The organism is Streptomyces sp. NPDC090127 (assembly GCF_044746945.1).
Lineage (GTDB): Bacteria > Actinomycetota > Actinomycetes > Streptomycetales > Streptomycetaceae > Streptomyces.
Genome location: NZ_JBIVDE010000002.1, coordinates 408386 through 427042, shown reverse-complemented (window position 1 = coordinate 427042; position 18657 = coordinate 408386). Strand labels below are relative to the sequence as shown.

Here is an 18657-nt window from a genome sequence, read left to right as displayed (position 1 = left end):
GTCCAGGGCCGGATCGCGGCTGAAATCCGAGCGTGCAGCGACGCCCGAACGGAGCCCGAACGTGTCCCGTCCCCGCCAGCACCTTCCCGGCACGGAACGACTGTCCCCCACCACCCCTGAGGCCCCCGCCTCCGATGCCCCCGTCTCCGAACCGCCCGTCTCCGAGGCCTCCCAGGAGCCTCACCCCGTCGACCAGTCCCGACCGATCGGCAGGATCCTGCTCTTCGGGATCCAGCACGTGCTCGTCATGGCCGCCACTCCCATCTCGGCGATCTTCCTGATGAGCGCGACCCTCCGCCTCGACCCCGGACTGACCGTCAACCTGCTCTCCGCGGCCTTCGTGCTCTCCGGGGCCGGGTCCCTGATCCAGTCGCTCGGCCCCTGGAAGTTCGGGCCCCGGCTGCCCTTCGTGATGCTGCCGGGAGGCGCGCCCCTCATCCTCTTCCTCGCCATCGCCGACCAGCACGGCCTGCGCACGGCCACCGGCGCGGTGATCCTCACCGCCGGCTTCTACTTCCTCGTGCTGCCCGTCTTCGCCCGGTTGCTGGCCTTCTTCCCGGCCCTCGTCATCGGCACGATGATCGTCATCGTCGGGGTCAACCTGGTGAAGGTCGGCGCGCTCCTCGTCACCGGGCGCCCCGGCACGCCGGGCTTCGCCGACCCCCTCAACCTCGGCCTCGGCCTGGCCACCATCGGCTTCACCGTAGCCTTCTACCTGCTCTTCAGCGGCGTCCTGCGCCAACTCGCCGTCATGCTCGGCCTCCTCGCCGGCACCGCACTCGCCGTCGTCCTCGGCACGGTCGACCTCGGCCGCGCCGCCGACGGGGGACTGCTCACCCTGCCGGAGCTGATGCCGTTCGGCTCGCCCCAGTTCAACCTGGTCGCCGCGCTGCCGCTGATGCTCTACAGCCTCGCCTCCATGGCGGAGGCCACCGGACAGACCGTCATCAACGCGGAGGCCGTCGGCAAAGAGATCGACCCCCGCGCCGACGTCCCCAAGACCGTCCGGGGCGACGCGCTCACCTCGCTCTTCGGCGGCTTCCTCGGGCTGCCCCTCATGGTGACCAGCGGCGAGAACATCGGCATCGTCCGCGTCACCGGTGTCCGCAGCCGGTACGTGACCGCCGCGGCCGGTGTCGTCCTCATCGCCATCGGCTTCCTGGCCCCCGTGACCCGGGCGATCAGCGTCATCCCGTCCGCCGTCGTCGGCGGCACGGCGATGGTCGTCTTCGCCGTGATCACCGTTCTCGGCGTCCAGATGCTCGGCCGCTCCGACCTCGGCTCCCACACGAACACGTTCATCTGCGCCGTCGCCCTCGCGCTCGGGCTGCTCCCGATCCTCGTCCCCGGCGTGTACGGAGGCTTCCCGCCGAACCTCCGCATCCTCCTCGAAAGCGGCGTCGCCGTCGGCGCGTTCGTCGCCGCCGTGCTCAACATCCTCTTCCACCACATCAGGCCGAACCTCGCCGCCCGCCTGGCCGCCGCACGCCTCGCCGCCGGCCGCCCGACCACAGCCACCCCCGCAGGAGCCCACCCGGGCACCCCTCGTACGGAAAGCGACCGATGAACCAGCTCACCCGCGACGCCCTGACCCGCTCGGGCCGTCCCCTCCTCCTCGTACCCGATGCCGTCCTGCTGCCGGAGGGGCCCGCCGACGGTCTCGCGGTCGTCGTCGCCGACGGGTCCTTCCAGCGGGTGGCGCCCGCCGCCGAACTCACCCGCAGCCACGCCCACCTCGAACCGGTCCGGCTCCCCGGGCACCTCCTGATGCCCGGCTTCGTCGACGCCCACCACCACCTCACCCAGAGCTTCGGCGCCGCGCTCGCCTTCGGGGAGCCGTCGGAGATCTTCCGCCGGGTGTGGGTGCCGCTGGAAGGCGCCCTGGACGAGGAATCGGCTTACATCGCCGCCAAGTTGGCCGCGTTCGAAGCCCTGCGCGGCGGGTTCACCACCGTCGCCGACGCGGGGACCCGGGCCGACGTCGACATCGACGTGGTGGCCTCGGCCGCACGCGACGCCGGCATCCGGTGCGTCCTGGGTCTGGTCTGCAACGACGCCGAGAACGAGACCCCGTCCGTCGCGACCGGCGCCGAGAAGCACCTCGCGCGCTACGCCGGCGATCCGCTCGTCCACCCCTCCCTCGCCGTCTCGATCCCCGAGGCCGCCACCGAGGAGACCCTCCGACTCACCGCCCGGCTCGCGGCCGAGTCCGGGGCGGTGCTCCAGATCCATGTCAACGAGCACCTCGCGGGTGTCGAACGCTCCCTCGTACGACACGGACTACGCCCCCTGGAGCACCTCCACCGCATCGGCGTCCTCGGCCCGCACCTGCTCGCCGCGCACGCCACCCTCCTCACCCCGCGCGAGCTGACGCTGCTCGCGGAGTCCGGGACCGCCGTCAGCTACAACCCCGTCGCCAGCGCCTGGAAGGGCAACGCCGTCGCGCCCGCCACCGCCATGGCCGAACGGGGGATCCGCTTCGGCCTCGGTACCGACGGCACGCGCGGCGACGGTTTCCGGCTCGCCGACGCGGCCGAGTTCGCCCAGCGCCTGGCGTACGGGCTCGCCACCGGCGACTCCTCCTGCGGCGCGGGATGGACCTGGCTGGAGCACGCCACGCGCGGCGGAGCCGACGCCGTCGGCCTCGGTGCGCGCACCGGCACGATCGCCGAGGGCCTGGCCGCCGACTTCCTCCTCGTCGACGTCACCAACCCCGAGCTCGCGCTCTCCTGGGACCTGCCGTGGGAGCTGGTACGGCGCGGCAACCGCGACCAGATCACCGCGGTTTTCGTCGCGGGCGGACTGCGCCTGTGGCGGGGCGACCCCGTCGGCTGGGACGGTCCCGCTCTCGTCCGCCGGGCCGCCGAACTGGCCCGTACGGCGGTGGGAGACGCCGCCATCACCCGCGTCCATCCGACATCGACGGCCGCGCGGGCCCGCAGCGCGCACGCGGGGAGCACGGACAGGTGACCGGCGAGACACTGGCGGTCCTCGCCGTCACGGTGGCGGCCGCCGCGTTCGTCCAGGGCAGCAGCGGTCTCGGCTTCGCCCTGATCGTCGCGCCCGTGGCCGGACTGCTCGACCCTCGCCTGCTTCCGGTGTTCGTCCTGGCGTCGATGGTGCCGCTCAACCTGTACGTCGCCTGGCGCGAACGGTCCTCGCTCGATCTGCGCGGCGCGGGCTGGATCACCGCGGCCCGCCTCGCGGCGACCCCGGCCGGGCTCGCCCTGCTGTGGCTGATTCCGGAACGCAGCCTCGGTCTCTTCGTGGGCCTCGCGACCGTGCTCGCCGCCTTCGTGAGCCTGGCGGCGCCCGCGTTCACGCCGGGACGGGCCGCCTACGTGGGCGCGGGCGCGGTGACGGGCCTGACGGAGACGGCGACCGGGATCGGCGGCCCGCCGCTCGCGCTCGTCTACCAGCACCGGCCGCCGGCGGAACTGCGGTCCACCGTCGCCGTCTGCTTCCTCGTCGGCGAAGTCGCCTCGCTGCTTCTGCTCTTCGCGACGGGGGAGGGGCACCCGGCCGACCTCGGGTGGGCGCTCGCCCTGACCCCCGCGATCGCGGCGGGGGCGTGGCTGAGCCGGCTGGTGCACCAGCGCATCGACGCGCGGCGGATGCGCCTGTTCGTACTGGTCTTCGCGCTCGTCTCGGGGGTGTTGCTGATGGTGGGCCTCTGACTCGTACCGTCGCCGACCGCTACCGGCCGCCCCGACGACTCACGCCCGCGCCGCACCCCTGAGGGAGGAGGCGCGGGCGACGATCCGGGGTTCGGGCACCGTCGTCACGGGCGGGGCGGCGCCCAGGTCGCCGCCCCCGCGCAGCCGCCCCAGGAGCAGCGTCACCGCGTCGGCGGCCGCCCGGTCCAGGTGCAGGTCGACGGCGGTCAGCGGGGGTTCGCAGGTCCGGGCGCGCAGTCCGTCGTACCGGGTGACGACCATGACGTCGTCCGGCACGGCGCGCCCGCTGTCCCGGACCGCCCGGACGGCGCCCACCGCGAAGGCGTCCACCAGCGCGCAGACCGCGTCGATCCCGGGGTGCTCGGCGAGCAGCGCCGCGCACACGTCGTACCCGGCCTGTTCACCGCCGGCCTCGGGCGCGGTCGCCACGAGCGGTTCCCAGCCGTGCTCCCGGGCGAACCGCTCGTAGGCGGCGCGCGCGTCCACGGCCGAGTGCCGCCGCCCGGCGCCGACGAGCAGGGCGGGCCTGCGGGCCCCCTGCTCGTGCAGGTGGGCGAGGAGCAGCTCGGCGACGAGCCCGCCGCGCAGGTCGACGTACGGCACGTCCTCGGCGGGTGCCACGGGCCTGCCGAGCGCCACGTACGGCAGGCCGCGCTCCTTCAGCGCGGCGACCGCCGGATCCTCGGCGTCCGGCTCCACGACGATGGCGCCGTCGATGTCGACGGAGTACAGCGCGGACCCGGACTGCACGGGCGGTACGAGCACCAGCGCGTAGTCGTGCAGCAGGGCGCTCTCGGCGGCCGCGGCCGCGACCTCCATGTAGAACCCCAGCCGGGACGGACCCCCGGCCACCGCGAACGGCATCGACGAGGCGAGCGCGATGGCCTTGGCCTCCCCGCGCCGCAACCGCTGGGCCCGCAGGTTGGGCCGGTACCCGAGGTCGGCGGCGACCTGCTTGATGCGCTCCCGGGTCCGGGGATCGACCTTGCCGAGCCCGTTGAGGGCGTGCGAGACCGTCGTCCGCGACACACCGGCGACCCGGGCGACATCGGCGATCGTCGGCGGCCTCGAACCGGGACCGGAACCGGTGGTGGACATCAGCGGGGACGCTCCTCGCCTGCTGCGGACGGATGAACCCCACCATCTTCGCCGACGGTCAGAAGATCCGCTGGCCGGGTGTCAGGATGCCGTCGGGGTCGTAGCGGTGGCGGGCGGACGCGAACTCGGGCCAGAAGGGGCCGAAGTGGCGGGCCCAGTCGTCGGTGGTGAGGGGGACCGAGCCGATCGGGTACCAGCGACCGCCGGCCTCGACCGTGGTGTCGTACTGGGCGCGGTTCGCGGCGACCATGTCCTCGGCCGAGTCCGCTCCGGGGGACGCGGTCTTGAGGAGGGAGAAGAGGTAGGCCAGTTCCTCGTCCGGCATGACCGGGAGCGGGGTGCGGCACTTGGTGGTGAGCACGGGGTACAGCAGGACGACCGCGCTCGCGCCGAGCGCGCCGGGCTTCAGGGCGGCGAGCGTCCGCGTGACGACGGCGTTCACGGTGGAGGCGGGGAGCAGGCTGTCGTACCACGGGTGAGGTCGCTGCCACTCGCCGTTGGCCCGGAACAGGTCCAGCAGCGGCGCGATCCGGTTGAGGAAGTCGAAGTAGGCCACGTCCTGTGCCGCCACCGAGAGGTGGTCCAGGCCGTCGGTGAGCCGGGCGTCGTCGGCGGCGGTCCCGTCGTGGGCGGCGGCCTCGATGAAGTAGGTCCAGCCGTCCGGGGTGGGCATGGCCTGCCCGACGAGGTAGTCGAAGCGCCCCTCCGTGACGAGTTGGGCCTGCGCCGCGGTGAGCGCGGCGACGCTCGGGTACGTCAGGGTGTAGAGCCGTACGGAGTGGGGGGCGGGGACCAGCGCGAGCGTGGCGCGGGTGATGATCGCGCACTGGCCGAGGCCGCCGAGGACGGCGTGGAACAGGTCCGGACGCACGGTGGGCGAACAGGTCGTGAGCTCGCCCTCACCGGTGACCACCTCCAGTTCGAGGACGTTGTCGACCTGCGCGCCGTGGTGACCGATCTGGCCGCCGAGACCTCCGGCGGACAGCGTGCCGCCCACGGACAGCTCCAGGTAGTCGGTGAAGACGGGCGGGGTGAGCCCCGCCGGCAGCGTCGCCCGGACGAGGGTGCTCCACCGCACGCCGCTCTGCACGACGGCCGTGTGGTCGCGGATCTCGACGGAGTCGAGGGAGCCGAGGTCGACGACGAGCCCGGCGGGCGCCTGGGCCTGTCCGTACGTGGAGTGCCCCTGGCCCCGCCCCGCGACCTTCAGCCCGCGCCCCCGGCAGTGGCGGACCATCGCGGCGACGTCCTCGGCCGAACCGGGCCGGAGGACCGCGGCGGGTGACCGGTGGATCAGGCGGCCGAAGTCGGTGGACGCCGCGTCGAGGGCGGCGGCGTCGAAGCACAGCTCCCCGTCCAGTGCGGGAACGCCGGCGAAGGCGTCGGCCACGGCCGAGTCGACGGCCGGATCCGGCTGCGGGGCGGGAACGGGGGAAGACGTCACGCTGACTCCAGGTCGACTCGGTCTGCACAATTCCTTCATATTGTGATCGTTTCTGGTGCGGGGTGCCCACCGAATCCCCAACTCGGCGCCGCGGGGCGCGAACGCGCGGCGGCTCCCTCGTGCGGCCGTTGGTAAATCGATCCGCCAGTCGGGGTGATCAACTCCCGCTGGGAATAAGCCTGATTGAGACGATCTTCGGGGGTGCGCACGGGGGGTGCGTGGATCACTGGGACCGGCGCGCGTGACACCGTGCGCCCGTCGACGGCCGTTGCGGTACGTAGTCACGCGAATTCATACTGTCATCAAGCTCCCCGGTGCCTCCTCCTCCGTCGGGGAGCGCTCCCGCGTCTGTGGTCGTCCATGTCACGTCCCGTCTCCCGCAGTGCAGTTCCGTCCCAAGAAGTGGAGAGCCATGTACCGGTTATCGGTGCGCGACGCCCTGGCCGTGACCGCCCAGCCGGTCCTGCTCTTCCAGTTCACGGTGCTCGGCTGGCTCGTCCAGCTCGAATTCCTCATCCCGTACGACCGCTCCTGGCAGCCCGACCGCCGGGAGTGGGGGTGGTACGGCGTGTACCACGTCCTCACCGCCGTCGGCGGCACCGTCGGCCAGGGGTACGTCGCGCACGCCAACATCCGTGTACGGCTGGGGCCGCTCGACCACGTCCTCTCCGGGCCCGAGCAACACCGGCTGCACCACAGCACCGACCTCTCCGAAGCGGGGCACTACGGCTCGGACCTCTCCGTCTGGGACCGGGTGTTCTCCACGTTCACCTGGCGTCCCGGCCGTGAGCCGGAATCCGTCGGCCTGACCGACCCGGACTCCTTCCCCGCCACCGGCGCCGTGCTCGCCACCCTCGTCCACCCCTGGCGGCGCTCCGTCGGCTGACGGCGACCCGCTCCCGGGACGTCCCCGGGCACCGCCCGGACCTTCCGGAGTCGTCGGGCCCCCCACGCCTGCCGTTCTCCGTCTCTCTCTCGCGAATCAAGGGACCGCTCATGCCTGAATCGCTTCGCCATGCCCCTGTCGCCTCGGTCGCCGTCCCCGCAGGCACCGAGAAGATCGCGATCATCGGGATCGGCTGCCGCTTCCCCGGCGGCGCCAACGACCACCGCGGCTTCTGGCGCAACCTGGTCGAGGGGAAGGACTGCATCACGCCCACCCCGCCCGACCGGTACGACGTCGCCTCACTGGGCAGCCGTGACACGTCCAAACCCGGTCGGCTCGTCGGCGGGCGCGGCGGATACATCGACGGCTTCGACGAGTTCGACCCGGAGTTCTTCGGGATCAGCCCCCGCGAGGCGCACTCCATGGACCCGCAGCAGCGCAAGCTCCTGGAGGTGAGCTGGGAGGCCCTGGAGGACGGCGGACAGAAGCCGGCCGAGCTGGCCGGGCGGGACGTCGGGGTGTTCGTCGGCGCGTTCACCCTCGACTACAAGATCCTCCAATTCGCCGACCTGCGCTTCGACACCCTCGGCGCGCACACCGCGACCGGCACGATGATGACGATGGTGTCGAACCGGCTCTCGCACTGCTTCGACTTCCGCGGGCCCAGCCTCTCCGTCGACTCCGCGTGCAGCTCCTCCCTCGTCGCCGTCCACCTCGCCTGCGAGAGCCTGCGGCGCGGCGAGAGCTCACTCGCCCTGGCGGGCGGCACACTCCTGCACCTGACACCGCAGTACACGATCGCCGAGACGAAGGGCGGTTTCCTCTCCCCGAAGGGCCGCTCCCGCACGTTCGACGCCGACGCCGACGGCTACGTCCGCGCCGAGGGCGTCGGGATCGTCGTCCTGAAGCGGCTCCGCGACGCGCTACGGGACGGGGACCGGATCCACGCCGTCGTCACGGAGACCGGAGTCAACCAGGACGGCCGCACCAACGGCATCACCGTCCCCAGCGCCGACGCCCAGGTCGCCCTGATCGAGCAGGTCTGCGCGCGGGCCGGCATCACGCCCGGGGACCTCCAGTACGTGGAGGCCCACGGCACCTCCACACCGGTCGGCGACCCCGTGGAGGCGGGCGCGCTCGCCCGGGTCCTCGCCATCGGGCGCAAGGCCGGGGACGCCTGCTTCGTCGGATCGGTCAAGACGAACATCGGGCACACCGAGTCCGCCGCCGGCATCGCCGGGCTCATCAAGACCGCGCTCAGCCTCAAGCACCGCCTCATCCCGCCCCACATCAACCTGGAGCGGGTCAACCCGGCCATCGACCTCGACGCCGCGCCGTTCGAGATCCCCGACCGGCTCACCCCCTGGCCGGCCCACGACGGACCCGCCCGGGCCGGGGTCAACTCCTTCGGCTTCGGCGGCACCAACGCCCACGTCCTGCTCGAAGCCCCGCCCGCCCCCGTCACCCCGCCCGCCCCCGTCGCCACAGCCGTCACCGCCACCGCCGTCGCCCCCGAGCCGTCGACCGCCGAGGGCGTGACCGCAGCCCCCGTCCCGTCCGTGCTGCCCCTCAGCACGCGCGACGTCGACGTCCTGCCCGCGCTCGCCGCGTCCGTACGCGCCGAACTGGCCGCCCCGGACGAGTCGGGAGCCGACGAAGGCGCGCCCCTCCCGGACCTGGCGTACTCCCTCGCCCACCGCCGCCAGCACCACGACGTCCGGCTCGCCGTCGTGTACGGCTCGCCCGAGGAGCTCGACGAGGCCCTCGCCGCGTACGGCCGGGGCGAGGAGCACCCCTGGGTGCTGCGTGGCAGGCGGCGCGAGGGCCGACCGGCCGAACCGGTCTGGGTGTTCACCGGCATGGGTCCCCAGTGGTGGGCCATGGGACGCCAGTTGTACGCGACCCGGGCCGTCTACCGCGAGGCCGTCGAGGCCGTCGACCGGGAGATCGTCGCCCAGGCCGGCTGGTCCCTCGTCGCCGAGCTGAACGCGGCCGAGGGCGCCTCCCGGATGGCGGAGACCTGGCTCGCCCAGCCCGCCAACTTCGCCGTCCAGGTCGGCCTGGCCGCACTCTGGCGTGCCCACGGCGTGCGGCCCGCCGCCGTCGTCGGCCACAGCACGGGCGAGATCGCGGCGTTCTACGAGGCAGGGGTGTACAGCCTCCGCGACGCCGTACGGATCGCCCTGCACCGCAGCCGCCTCCAGCACCGGCTCGCCGGCGCGGGCACCATGCTCGCCGTGGGCCTGCCCGAGGAGGAGGCGCTGCGCCGCGCCGCGCCCTTCGGCGACCGGCTGTCCGTCGCCGCCGTGAACAGCCCCGGCGCCCTGACTCTGGCCGGCGAGGAGGCCGCACTCGCCGCGTACGCCACGTCCCTGCGCGCCGACGGCGTGTTCGCCAAGCTCCTCGACGTCCGCGTGCCGTACCACTCCGCCGCGATGGAGGCGATCAAGGACGAACTGCTCGCCGCACTCACCGACATCGAGCCGCTCCCGGCCCGCCTGCCGCTCTACCTCACAGGGAAGGAGGGGCGGGCCGAGGGCCCCGAGCTCGACGCGCGGTACTGGTGGCACAACGTCCGCGACACCGTACGGTTCCGCGCGGCCGTCGACGCCCTCGCCGCCGACGGGTACCGCACCTTCCTGGAGATCGGGCCCCATCCCGTCCTCGGCCACTCCATCAGGGAGTGCTTCGACCACGCGGACCCAAAAGGCGGCTCCGCAGGCCCCGCAAGCTCCGCAGGCCCCACCGGGCCTGGCGGCTCCAGCGGTGAGACCGCCGTGACCACCCTGCCCTCCCTCCGCCGCGCCGAGGACGAGGCCCTCCGCTTCACCACCTCCCTCGCCGCGCTGCACACCCTCGGCTGCCCGGTCGACTGGCACGCCCTCCACCCCCGGGGCCGGTCCGTACCCGTGCCGCGCTACCCCTGGCGGCGGGACCGCTACTGGGCCGAGCCCGAACCCGTCGCGCAGGTACGCCTCGGGCGGCAGGACCACCCCCTGCTCGGCCGGCGCCTCGCCACCGCCGAGCCCACCTGGGAGGTGGCGCTCGACGTCGAGACGCAGCCCTACCTCGCCGACCACCGCATCCAGGGACGCACCCTGTTCCCCGCCGCCGGATACATCGAGATGGCCACCCAGGCGGTCCGGACGACGACCGGCGCCGAGAACGTCGTGCTCGGTGCCATCGAGCTCCGTAAGGCCCTCTTCCTGCCCGACGACGCCCCCAAGGCCGTCCAGCTCTCGCTCTCCGCCCGGTCCGGCGCCTTCACGGTGGCGACCGGCGTCGGCGACACCCCCACCGTCCACGCCGTCGGGGTCGTCCGCGGAGGCCAACCCGCGACCCGTCGGACGGCGGCGGACCTGGAGGCGATCCGCGAGCGCGGGCAGCAGGTCCTCGACTCCACCACCTGCTACGAGACCCTCTCCGCCCGCGGCTACCACTACGGCCCCGCCTTCCAGGGCATCGCCGACGTGTGGCGCGGGCCCGGAGAACACGGGCGGGGGGAGGCGCTCGCGCTGATCCGGCCGCCCGCGAGCGTCGGCGGCGGCGCGGCGGGCCACCAGCTCCACCCGGTGCTCCTCGACGCCTGCTTCCAGGCCCTGCTCGTGGCCGGGCTCGCGGACCAGGACGACGCGGGTACGGGCATCCTGCTGCCGCTCTCCATCGACGAGGTGCGCACGACACCGGTCGGCGACCGACCCCTCTGGGCCCATGCCACGATCACCCGGCGCGTGGACGACGAACTCGTCGGCGACATCGCCCTCTACACCGAGGCAGGCGAACCCGTCGGCCATGTCCAGGGCTTCCGCGCCGCCGACGTCGAGCAGGCGTCGACCACGGTCGGACTCGCCACGATCGACGGCTGGCTCGCCGAACTCGCCTGGGTCGAGGACCCGTTGGACGAACCTTCGACGCGGGGCCCCGGCAGCTGGCTGCTGTTCGCCGACCGCCCCGGGGGAGTGGGGGACGCCCTGGAGCGGCTCGTCGCCGCGCGCGGCGAGGCCTGCCACCTCGTCCGGCCGGGCGCCGCGTACACCTTCGGCGCGGACGCCGGCCGCTGCTCCGTGGTGGCGCCCGGGAGCGCCGACGACCTGCGCCGCCTCCTCGCCGACCTGGCCGCGCGCGACGGCCGCCCCGTCGGCGCGGTCGTGCACCTGTGGAACCTGGACCTCCCCACACTCGACGCCGCCTCCCGCGACCACCTCGACGAGTGCGGCGCCCTCGGCGCCTACTCCGTCGTCGCGCTCGCCCAGGCCCTCAAGGACGACCCGGGCCAACGCGCCGCGCCCGCGGCCCTGCATCTGGTCACCCGGGCCACCCAGGCGGCGGCACCGGCGGACCGGGTCGAGCCTCTCGGCGCCCCGGCCTGGGGCATCGGCCGCGTGCTGCGGCACCAGGAACTGACCGCCCACCACGGAAAGCTGATCGACCTCCAGGGGGAGGGGCCGGAGACCACCCCCGAAGCCGACGCCCACGGCGTCCTCCGTGAGGTCCTCGCACCGACCGTCCCCGACCGCCCCCAGGACGAGGTCGCCCTGCGCGCCGGCCGTCGCCTGGTCAGCCGGCTCGTCCGGCCCGAGGGGCTCACCCGCCCCCTGCCGACCCGGCTCCGCCCGGACGGCTCCTACCTGGTCACCGGCGCCTTCGGCGCACTCGGCCGGCTGCTCTGCCGCCACCTCGTCCGCCAGGGCGCCCGGCACCTGATCCTCGTGGGCCGCACCGAGCTCCCCGACCGCGCCGACTGGCGGGCCCTCGACCCGGACTCCCCGGCGGGCTCGGCGGCGCGCTTCGTCAAGGAGTTGGAGGCCCTCGGCGCCCACCCCGTGCACGCGGCCCTCGACATCGCCGACGAACGCGCGCTCACCGCGTGGCTCGCCGCCCACCGGGACCGGGACGCCCCGCCCGTACGCGGGGTGTTCCATCTCGCCGGGCACGTACGGGACATCCCCGTCCAGGACATGGACCGCGCCTCGTTCGACGCCGTCCTCGCACCCAAGGCCGCCGGCGCCTGGCTCCTCCACCACCACCTGCGCGACGAGCCGCTCGACCACTTCGTGCTCTTCTCCTCGGTCGCCGCGCTCCTGACCACCACCGGCCAGACCAACTACGCGGCGGGCAACGCCTTCCTCGACGCCCTCGCCCACCACCGCAGGGCCCGCGGTCTGCCCGCGCTCAGCCTGAACTGGGGCCCGTGGGCGACCGGCATGATCGAGGAACTGAGCCTGGTCGAGCACTACCGCGCGGTCCGTGGCATGAGCTCGCTCTCCCCGGCCGCCGGGACGGCCGTCCTGGAGCGGGTCTTCGGCCAGGACCGGGCGCAACTGCTGATCGCCACCATCAGCGACTGGAAGACCTTCCTCGCCTGGTACCCGTCGCCGCCGCCACTCGTCACCGGCCTCGCCGCCGAGGCCGCGGCCGTCGCCGGCTCCGGCGGAGGCGACGAACACGGCGACTACCTCGCCCGGTTCCGTACCGCCGCCGACGAGGACGAGCGCAGCCGACTCGTCGCCGACCACTTCCGCCGGCCCGCCGCCACCGTCCTCCGCGTCGGTGTCGACCGGATCGACCCGGACACCGGACTCGGCGAACTGGGCCTGGACTCGCTCCTCGCCATGGAACTGCGGGCCCGGATCCAGGCCGAGACCGGGATCGCGCTGCCCGTCGTCGCCCTGCTCAGCGGCGCCCCGGCGCGCGAGCTGATCGCCCAGCTGCGTGCCGCCACCGAGACGCTCGCGGCGCGTGGGGAGGGGGACGCGGACGGCGGGGCGGCGATCGAGCGGTACGAGGATCCGGGCCGCCACCCCCTCACCCAGAACCAGAAGGCGCTCTGGTTCCTCAAGCAGCTCAACCCCGACGGATTCGCGTACAACATCGGCGGCGCCGTCGAGGTCCGCACGGTGATCGAGCCCGAGCTGATGGCGGCGGCCGTCCGGGCGCTGGTCGCCCGCCACCCCGCCCTGCGCGCCCGCTTCGTCCTGGAGGACGGCCGTCCGGTGCAGACCGTCTCCGACGCCATGGACCCGGACGTCGAGGTCTTCGACGTCGAGGGCATGGCCTGGGACGAGATCCGTGAGCTGATCGTCGCGGAGTACCGAAGGCCGTACGACCTCGCCCACGACCCGCTGATGCGGTTCCGGCTGTTCCGGCGCGGCCCCGACCGCTGGGTGCTCATGAAGGCGGTCCACCACATCGTCTCGGACGCCATCTCCACCTTCACCTTCATCGAGGAGCTGCTCGCGCTCTACGAGGGCATGCGCGCGGGCCGGCCGGTCGAGCTGCCGCCCGTACCGGCCCGTTACCTCGACTTCCTCAACCGGCAGAACCGCTTCCTGGCCTCACCCGACGCCGACCGCATGCTGGAGTACTGGCGCGGCGCCCTGCCCGCCGAGATCCCGCCGCTCACCCTGCCCACCGACGGGCCCCGGCCGCCGGTGCAGACGCACAACGGCGCCTCGGAGTTCTTCGTCCTCGACGAGGAGCTGAGCGCCCGGGTGCACGCCCTGGCCCGTGAGCACGGCGTCACCGCCTTCATGGTGCTGCTGTGCGCGTACTACCTCCTGCTGCACCGCCACTCCGGACAGGACGACCTGATCGTCGGCAGCCCGGTGACCGGCCGCACCGACGAGGAGTTCGCCTCCGTCTACGGGTACTTCGTCAACCCGCTGCCGCTGCACGTGAACCTGGCCGGCGACCCGACGGTCGGCGACCTGCTCGCCCAGGTGCGCCGGACCGTCCTCGGGGGCCTCGACCACCAGGAGTACCCGTTCGTGCTGCTCGTCGAGAAGCTGGGCCTCCAGCACGACCCGAGCCGCTCGGCGGTCTTCCAGGCCATGTTCATCCTGCTGGCCCACAAGGTCTCCTCGCAGCAGTACGGATACCACCTCGACTACATCGAACTCCCCGAAGAAGAAGGACAGTTCGACGTCACCCTCTCCGCGTACGAGGACGAAAGCGAGCGCCGCTTCCACTGTGTCCTGAAGTACAACACCGACCTCTTCCGGCCCGCGACCGTCCGCCGGATGGCCGACCACTACCGCACGCTCCTGGACGCCCTCACCCGCGCCCCGGGCGACCGGCCGGTGGCCGCGCTCGACATGCTCGGCGCGGACGAACGCCACGAGATCCTGCACGGCCGGGGCGCCCGGGGCCCGGTGGTCGCCCAGGACCGTCCCGTCCACCACCTGGTCGCCGAGGCGGCGGCCCGCACCCCGGACGCGGTAGCGGTCACCGTGCCGGGCGCCGCGACCGGGGGAGCGGCCCGCCATCTGACGTACGGCGAGCTGGAGCGGGCTTCCCGAGCGCTGGCCGGACGGCTCCGGGCACGCGGGGTGGGCGCCGGTGACGTGGTCGGTGTCTGCCTGCCGAAGTCGCCCGAGCTGATCGTCGCGCTGCTCGCGGTCTGGCGCGCCGGGGCCGCCTACCTGCCGCTGGACCCGGGCCACCCGGTCGAGCGCCTCGCGGCCGTCACCGCCCACACCGAGGTCCGTCTGGTCGTCACCGACGCCGACGGCCCGGCCCGGCTCGCGGCGCTCTCCACGGAGTTCTGCACCGACGTCCTCGCGGAGGACGCCGAGGGCCCCCTCCTCGCGGGGGACGCCGAAAGCCCCGTTCTCGCGGAGGGCGCCGAAGGCCCGGACGAGGCGCTCGGCATGCCGGCCCGCGACCTCGACTCGCCCGCGTACGTCCTGCACACCTCCGGCTCGACCGGCCGCCCCAAGGCGGTCCGTGTCTCCCACCGCGGACTCGCCGCCGTGCACGGCGCCTGGCGCGAGGAGTACGGCCTCGCCGCCGAGCCCGGTGTCCATCTCCAGCTCGCCGCCGTCTCCTTCGACGTGTTCACCGGCGACCTCGTCCGCGCCCTCTGCTCCGGCGGCCGGCTGGTCCTCGCCGACCGCGAGCTGCTGCTCAACACGGCGCGGCTGTACGAGGCGATGAGGGCCGAGCGGGTCGACTGCGCCGAGTTCGTGCCCGCCACCGCCCGCGCGCTGATGGTCCACTGCGAGGAGGGCGGGCACCGGCTCGACCTCATGCGCCTGATGATCGTCGGCTCCGACACGTGGAAGGTCGCGGAGTACGAGCGGCTGCGGCGGCTCTGCGGCCCCGAAACCCGCGTCGTCAACTCGTACGGCCTGACGGAGGCCACCGTCGACAGCGCCTGCTTCGACGGCCCCACCGACGGCCTCGACCCCCACGGCCCCGTCCCCATCGGCGCCCCCCTGCCCAACTGCGTCCTGCACGTCCTGGACAGCCGCCACGAACCCGTACCGCCCGGTGTCGTCGGCGAGCTGTGGGTCGGCGGCCCCGGCCTCGCCCTCGACTACGCGGGAGACCCCGAGCAGACCGCCCGCCGCTTCGTCACCCTCGCCCTCGACCGCGGACCGGCCGCCGTCCCCGAGCGGCTCTACCGCACCGGGGACCTCGCCCGCCGGGACGACCGGGGCCGTCTCCACCTGCTCGGTCGCGCCGACGCCCAGATCAAGCTGCGCGGCCACCGCATCGAACCGGGCGAGATCGAGTCCCTGCTCCACGACGTCCCCGGCATCGCCCAGGCGTTCGTGACGGTCCGCACCGGAGCGGCCGGCGAACCGGCGCTCTGCGCGTACGTCGTCGGCACGGCCGACCCGGGTGAGGAGCGGCCGGACCCGCTCGCCCTGCGCCGCCACCTGGCCGCCCACCTGCCCACGTATCTCATCCCGGCCCATCTCACGGTCCTGGACGCGCTGCCCCTGACCCCGAACGGCAAGGTCGACCCGGCGGCGCTCCCCGCGCCCTCGGCCGACGCCGCCGAGGAGGACCACGAACCCCCCGTGACGCTCTACGAGGAGCGGGTCGCCGCCCACTGGACGGCGGTGCTCGGGATCGAACGGATCGGCCTGCGCACCGACTTCTTCGCCGCGGGCGGCAGCTCCATCACCCTCATCGAACTCATCCACCACCTCCAGAAGGAGTTCGGCATCGACATCCCGGTCGGCCTGCTCTTCAAGGTCACCACGCTGCACGGCATGGCCCACACGGTCGAGTCCATCGTCACCGGCCGCGTCTCCGGCAGCCTGCCCCAACTGACGTTCAACGCGGGCGCGGGCCCCGCCCTGTTCTGCTTCCCGCCGGCCGGCGGCCACGGCCTCGTCTACCGCCACTTCGCCGCGCATCTGCCCGCGTACGAACTGATCGCCTTCAACCACGTCGACGGCGACAAGACCGGCCGCTACGCCGATCTCGTCGAGGAGCTCCGGCCCACCGGGCCCTGCCTGCTGCTCGGCTACTCCCTGGGCGGCAACCTCGCCTTCGAGGTCGCCAAGGAGCTGGAACGGCGGGGCCGCGAGGTCTCCCACGTCGTGATCGTCGACTCGTACCGGATCACGGAGGCCTACGGCATCGCCGCCGAACACGTCGAGGCGTTCGAGCACGAACTCCGCGACCACCTGCGCCGCCACACCGGCTCCGAGACGGTCACCGCGCAGACGCTCCGACAGGCCAGGGACTTCCTGGAGTTCTGCGGACGGACCCCGAACCTCGGGACGGTCCACGCGACCGTCACCGTGATCGCCGACGAGGCCAAGGCCGAGCTGTACGCGGCGGGGGAGCGCGGAAGTTGGGCCGGTGCCTCCACCACCGGGGACCGACTGGTGCGCGGCTCCGGGCTGCACGCCGAGATGCTCGACGAGAAGCCGGCGGCGGCCAACGCCGCGCTCGCCCGGGCCGCGCTCGACGACGACATCGCCGCCGCCGCGCGCGAAGGCGTCGCCTTCCTCACGGGGCCGTCCGCCCCAGTGGCGACGGGCCCCGCGTCCACCACCGAGGGGGAGACCGATGTCGCCTGAGAAGAGGCCCGTGTGGGAGCGGCGGGAGTCCCGGGCACCGGGCGAGGCGCCCCGGGTGATCATCATCGGCGGCGGCATCGGTGGGCTCTCCACCGGTGTGTACGCGCAGATGAGCGGCGCCGAGACGCGGATCTTCGAGCGGCACGTGCTGCCCGGCGGCTGCTGCACGGCCTGGTCGCGCCAGGACTACGTCTTCGACTACTGCATCGAGTGGCTCACCGGCACCGGCCGGGGCAACGACGCGGCGCGGCTCTGGCGGGAGTTGGGCGCGCTCGACGGCAAGACCATCGCGAACTTCGAGATGTTCAACACCGTCACCGACGAGACCGGCCGCTCGGTCACCTTCTACAACGACCCCGACCGGCTGGAGGCGCACCTCCTGGAACTCTCGCCGGCCGACGCCCGCCCGATCCGGGCCTTCTGCCGGGACCTGCGGCGCTTCACCCGGATCAACCTCTACCCGTTCATGACCCCGGCGCCGCTCCAGACCCCGCGCGAACGCCTCGCGACGCTCCGTCAGGTCCTGCCCTCCTTCGTCCTGCTGTGGCGGACGGCCGTGACGCGGATGGAGACCTTCTGCGAACGGTTCCAGGACCCGCTGCTGCGCCGCGCGTTCCCGTTCATCTTCTTCCAGGACCACGAGGTCTTCCCGCTGCTGCCCTACCTGTTCAACATGGCCAGCGCCTACCACCTCAACGCCGGTTTCCCGCAGGGCGGTTCGCTGGGTCTGGCCCGCTCGGTCGAGGACCGCTACACCGGGCTCGGCGGCCGGATCGACTACCGGGCCCGGGCCGAACGCATCCTGGTGGAGAACGACCGCGCGGTCGGTGTCGAACTGCGGGGCGGGGAACGGCACTTCGCGGATCACGTGGTGGCTGCCTGCGACGGCGCCACGACCCTCCACGGCCTGCTCGACGGCCGCTACACCAGCCCGCGGGTCGAGGAGCTGTTCGCGCAGATGACCACGAGCCCGGACGTCCTCTACCCGGGGGTGGTCTCCGCCTTCGTCGGCCTGAGGGACGAGCTGGACGCCGCCGCCCGGCACAGCACCACCTATCTGCTCTCCGACGAGGACAGCAAGGCCCTGCCGGGCGTCCTGCAGAACAGCCTCGTCGTGCAGATGCGCTCCCGCTACTCCGACGGCTTCGCCCCGCCGGGCAAGTCCGTCGTCCACTGCACGTACTTCAGCGACTACGACTCCTGGAAGGAGCTGCGGCGCACCGACCGGCGGGCGTACTGGGCCCGCAAGCAGGAGGTCGCCGACTTCGTCCGGTCCTTCCTGGAACGCCACCACCCGGGCATCGGCGGCGCGATCGAGGTCGTGGACGTGGCGTCCCCGGTGACGACCGAGCGGTACACCGGGGTGCGCGGCGGCAGCATCCTCGGCTGGAAGTCCTTCACCCCGGCCGACGACGTCATCACCGACCTGATCAACAAGGACCGGATGCGGCTGCCCGGCCTGGCCGGGCTCTCGCTCGCGGGCCAGTGGTTCGGCGGCGGCAGCCTGATCCGCGCCGCGGCGAGCGGCCGCTTCGTCACCCAGTACCTGTGCCGGGACCTCGGCCTCCAGTTCCGGGCCTGGGAGTCCACCGACACCACGCCCTGGCACCCGGACCGGCTCGGCCGGCTGCCCCAGCTCGAATCCCGCAGGGTCAGGTGACCGCCGTGACGACCACGCGACCGCAGCGACCGGGGCGCCCGCGGCGACCGGCAGGACCGCAGCGCCGAGAG

Annotated in this window: 8 protein-coding genes; 6 read left to right on the top strand and 2 right to left on the bottom strand. The window is 73.5% G+C overall.

The annotated features are described in order from the left end of the window. The first annotated feature begins 61 nt into the window (after window positions 1-61). From ACIPPS_RS07580 to ACIPPS_RS07570, 3 genes are read left to right on the top strand one after another with little or no spacing between them, the layout of a single operon-like run. Entirely contained in the window at window positions 62-1567 is a 1506-nt protein-coding gene (locus ACIPPS_RS07580) for a uracil-xanthine permease family protein (protein ID WP_401428072.1), read from the top strand. Then, on the top strand, window positions 1564-2970 hold the full coding sequence (locus ACIPPS_RS07575; protein WP_401428069.1) for an amidohydrolase family protein: 1407 nt from the start codon (window positions 1564-1566) through the stop codon (window positions 2968-2970). The genes ACIPPS_RS07580 and ACIPPS_RS07575 overlap by 4 nt, the downstream gene beginning before the upstream one ends. Next, the gene (locus ACIPPS_RS07570; protein WP_401428067.1) at window positions 2967-3677 is read left to right on the top strand and encodes a sulfite exporter TauE/SafE family protein; all 711 of its coding nucleotides are present in this window, start codon (window positions 2967-2969) and stop codon (window positions 3675-3677) included. The genes ACIPPS_RS07575 and ACIPPS_RS07570 overlap by 4 nt, the downstream gene beginning before the upstream one ends. Window positions 3678-3716: 39 nt before the next feature. Here ACIPPS_RS07570 and ACIPPS_RS07565 read toward each other — a convergent pair whose 3' ends face one another. Together ACIPPS_RS07565 and ACIPPS_RS07560 are read right to left on the bottom strand one after the other, a co-directional pair. Further along, a complete protein-coding gene (locus tag ACIPPS_RS07565; protein ID WP_401428065.1) occupies window positions 3717-4775 on the bottom strand; it encodes a LacI family DNA-binding transcriptional regulator in 1059 nt (352 codons plus the stop codon). 58 nt (window positions 4776-4833) lie between these two features. Beyond that, window positions 4834-6219 (bottom strand): FAD-binding protein, encoded by a 1386-nt coding sequence (locus ACIPPS_RS07560; protein ID WP_401428063.1) that lies wholly within the window; start codon window positions 6217-6219, stop codon window positions 4834-4836. A gap of 412 nt (window positions 6220-6631) precedes the next feature. Here ACIPPS_RS07560 and ACIPPS_RS07555 point away from each other — a divergent pair, with 412 nt between their 5' ends. The 3 genes from ACIPPS_RS07555 to ACIPPS_RS07545 all read left to right on the top strand — a co-directional run bounded on the left by ACIPPS_RS07555 (window position 6632) and on the right by ACIPPS_RS07545 (window position 18586). Then, window positions 6632-7105, top strand: a complete 474-nt coding sequence (locus tag ACIPPS_RS07555) for a sterol desaturase family protein (RefSeq protein WP_401428061.1) — start codon at window positions 6632-6634, stop codon at window positions 7103-7105. 110 nt (window positions 7106-7215) lie between these two features. Next, window positions 7216-16926 (top strand): amino acid adenylation domain-containing protein, encoded by a 9711-nt coding sequence (locus ACIPPS_RS07550; protein ID WP_401428059.1) that lies wholly within the window; start codon window positions 7216-7218, stop codon window positions 16924-16926. Continuing rightward, the gene (locus tag ACIPPS_RS07545) at window positions 16916-18586 is read left to right on the top strand and encodes a phytoene desaturase family protein (RefSeq protein WP_401428056.1); all 1671 of its coding nucleotides are present in this window, start codon (window positions 16916-16918) and stop codon (window positions 18584-18586) included. Before ACIPPS_RS07550 ends, ACIPPS_RS07545 begins: the two co-directional genes overlap by 11 nt. The last annotated feature ends 71 nt before the right edge of the window (window positions 18587-18657 follow it).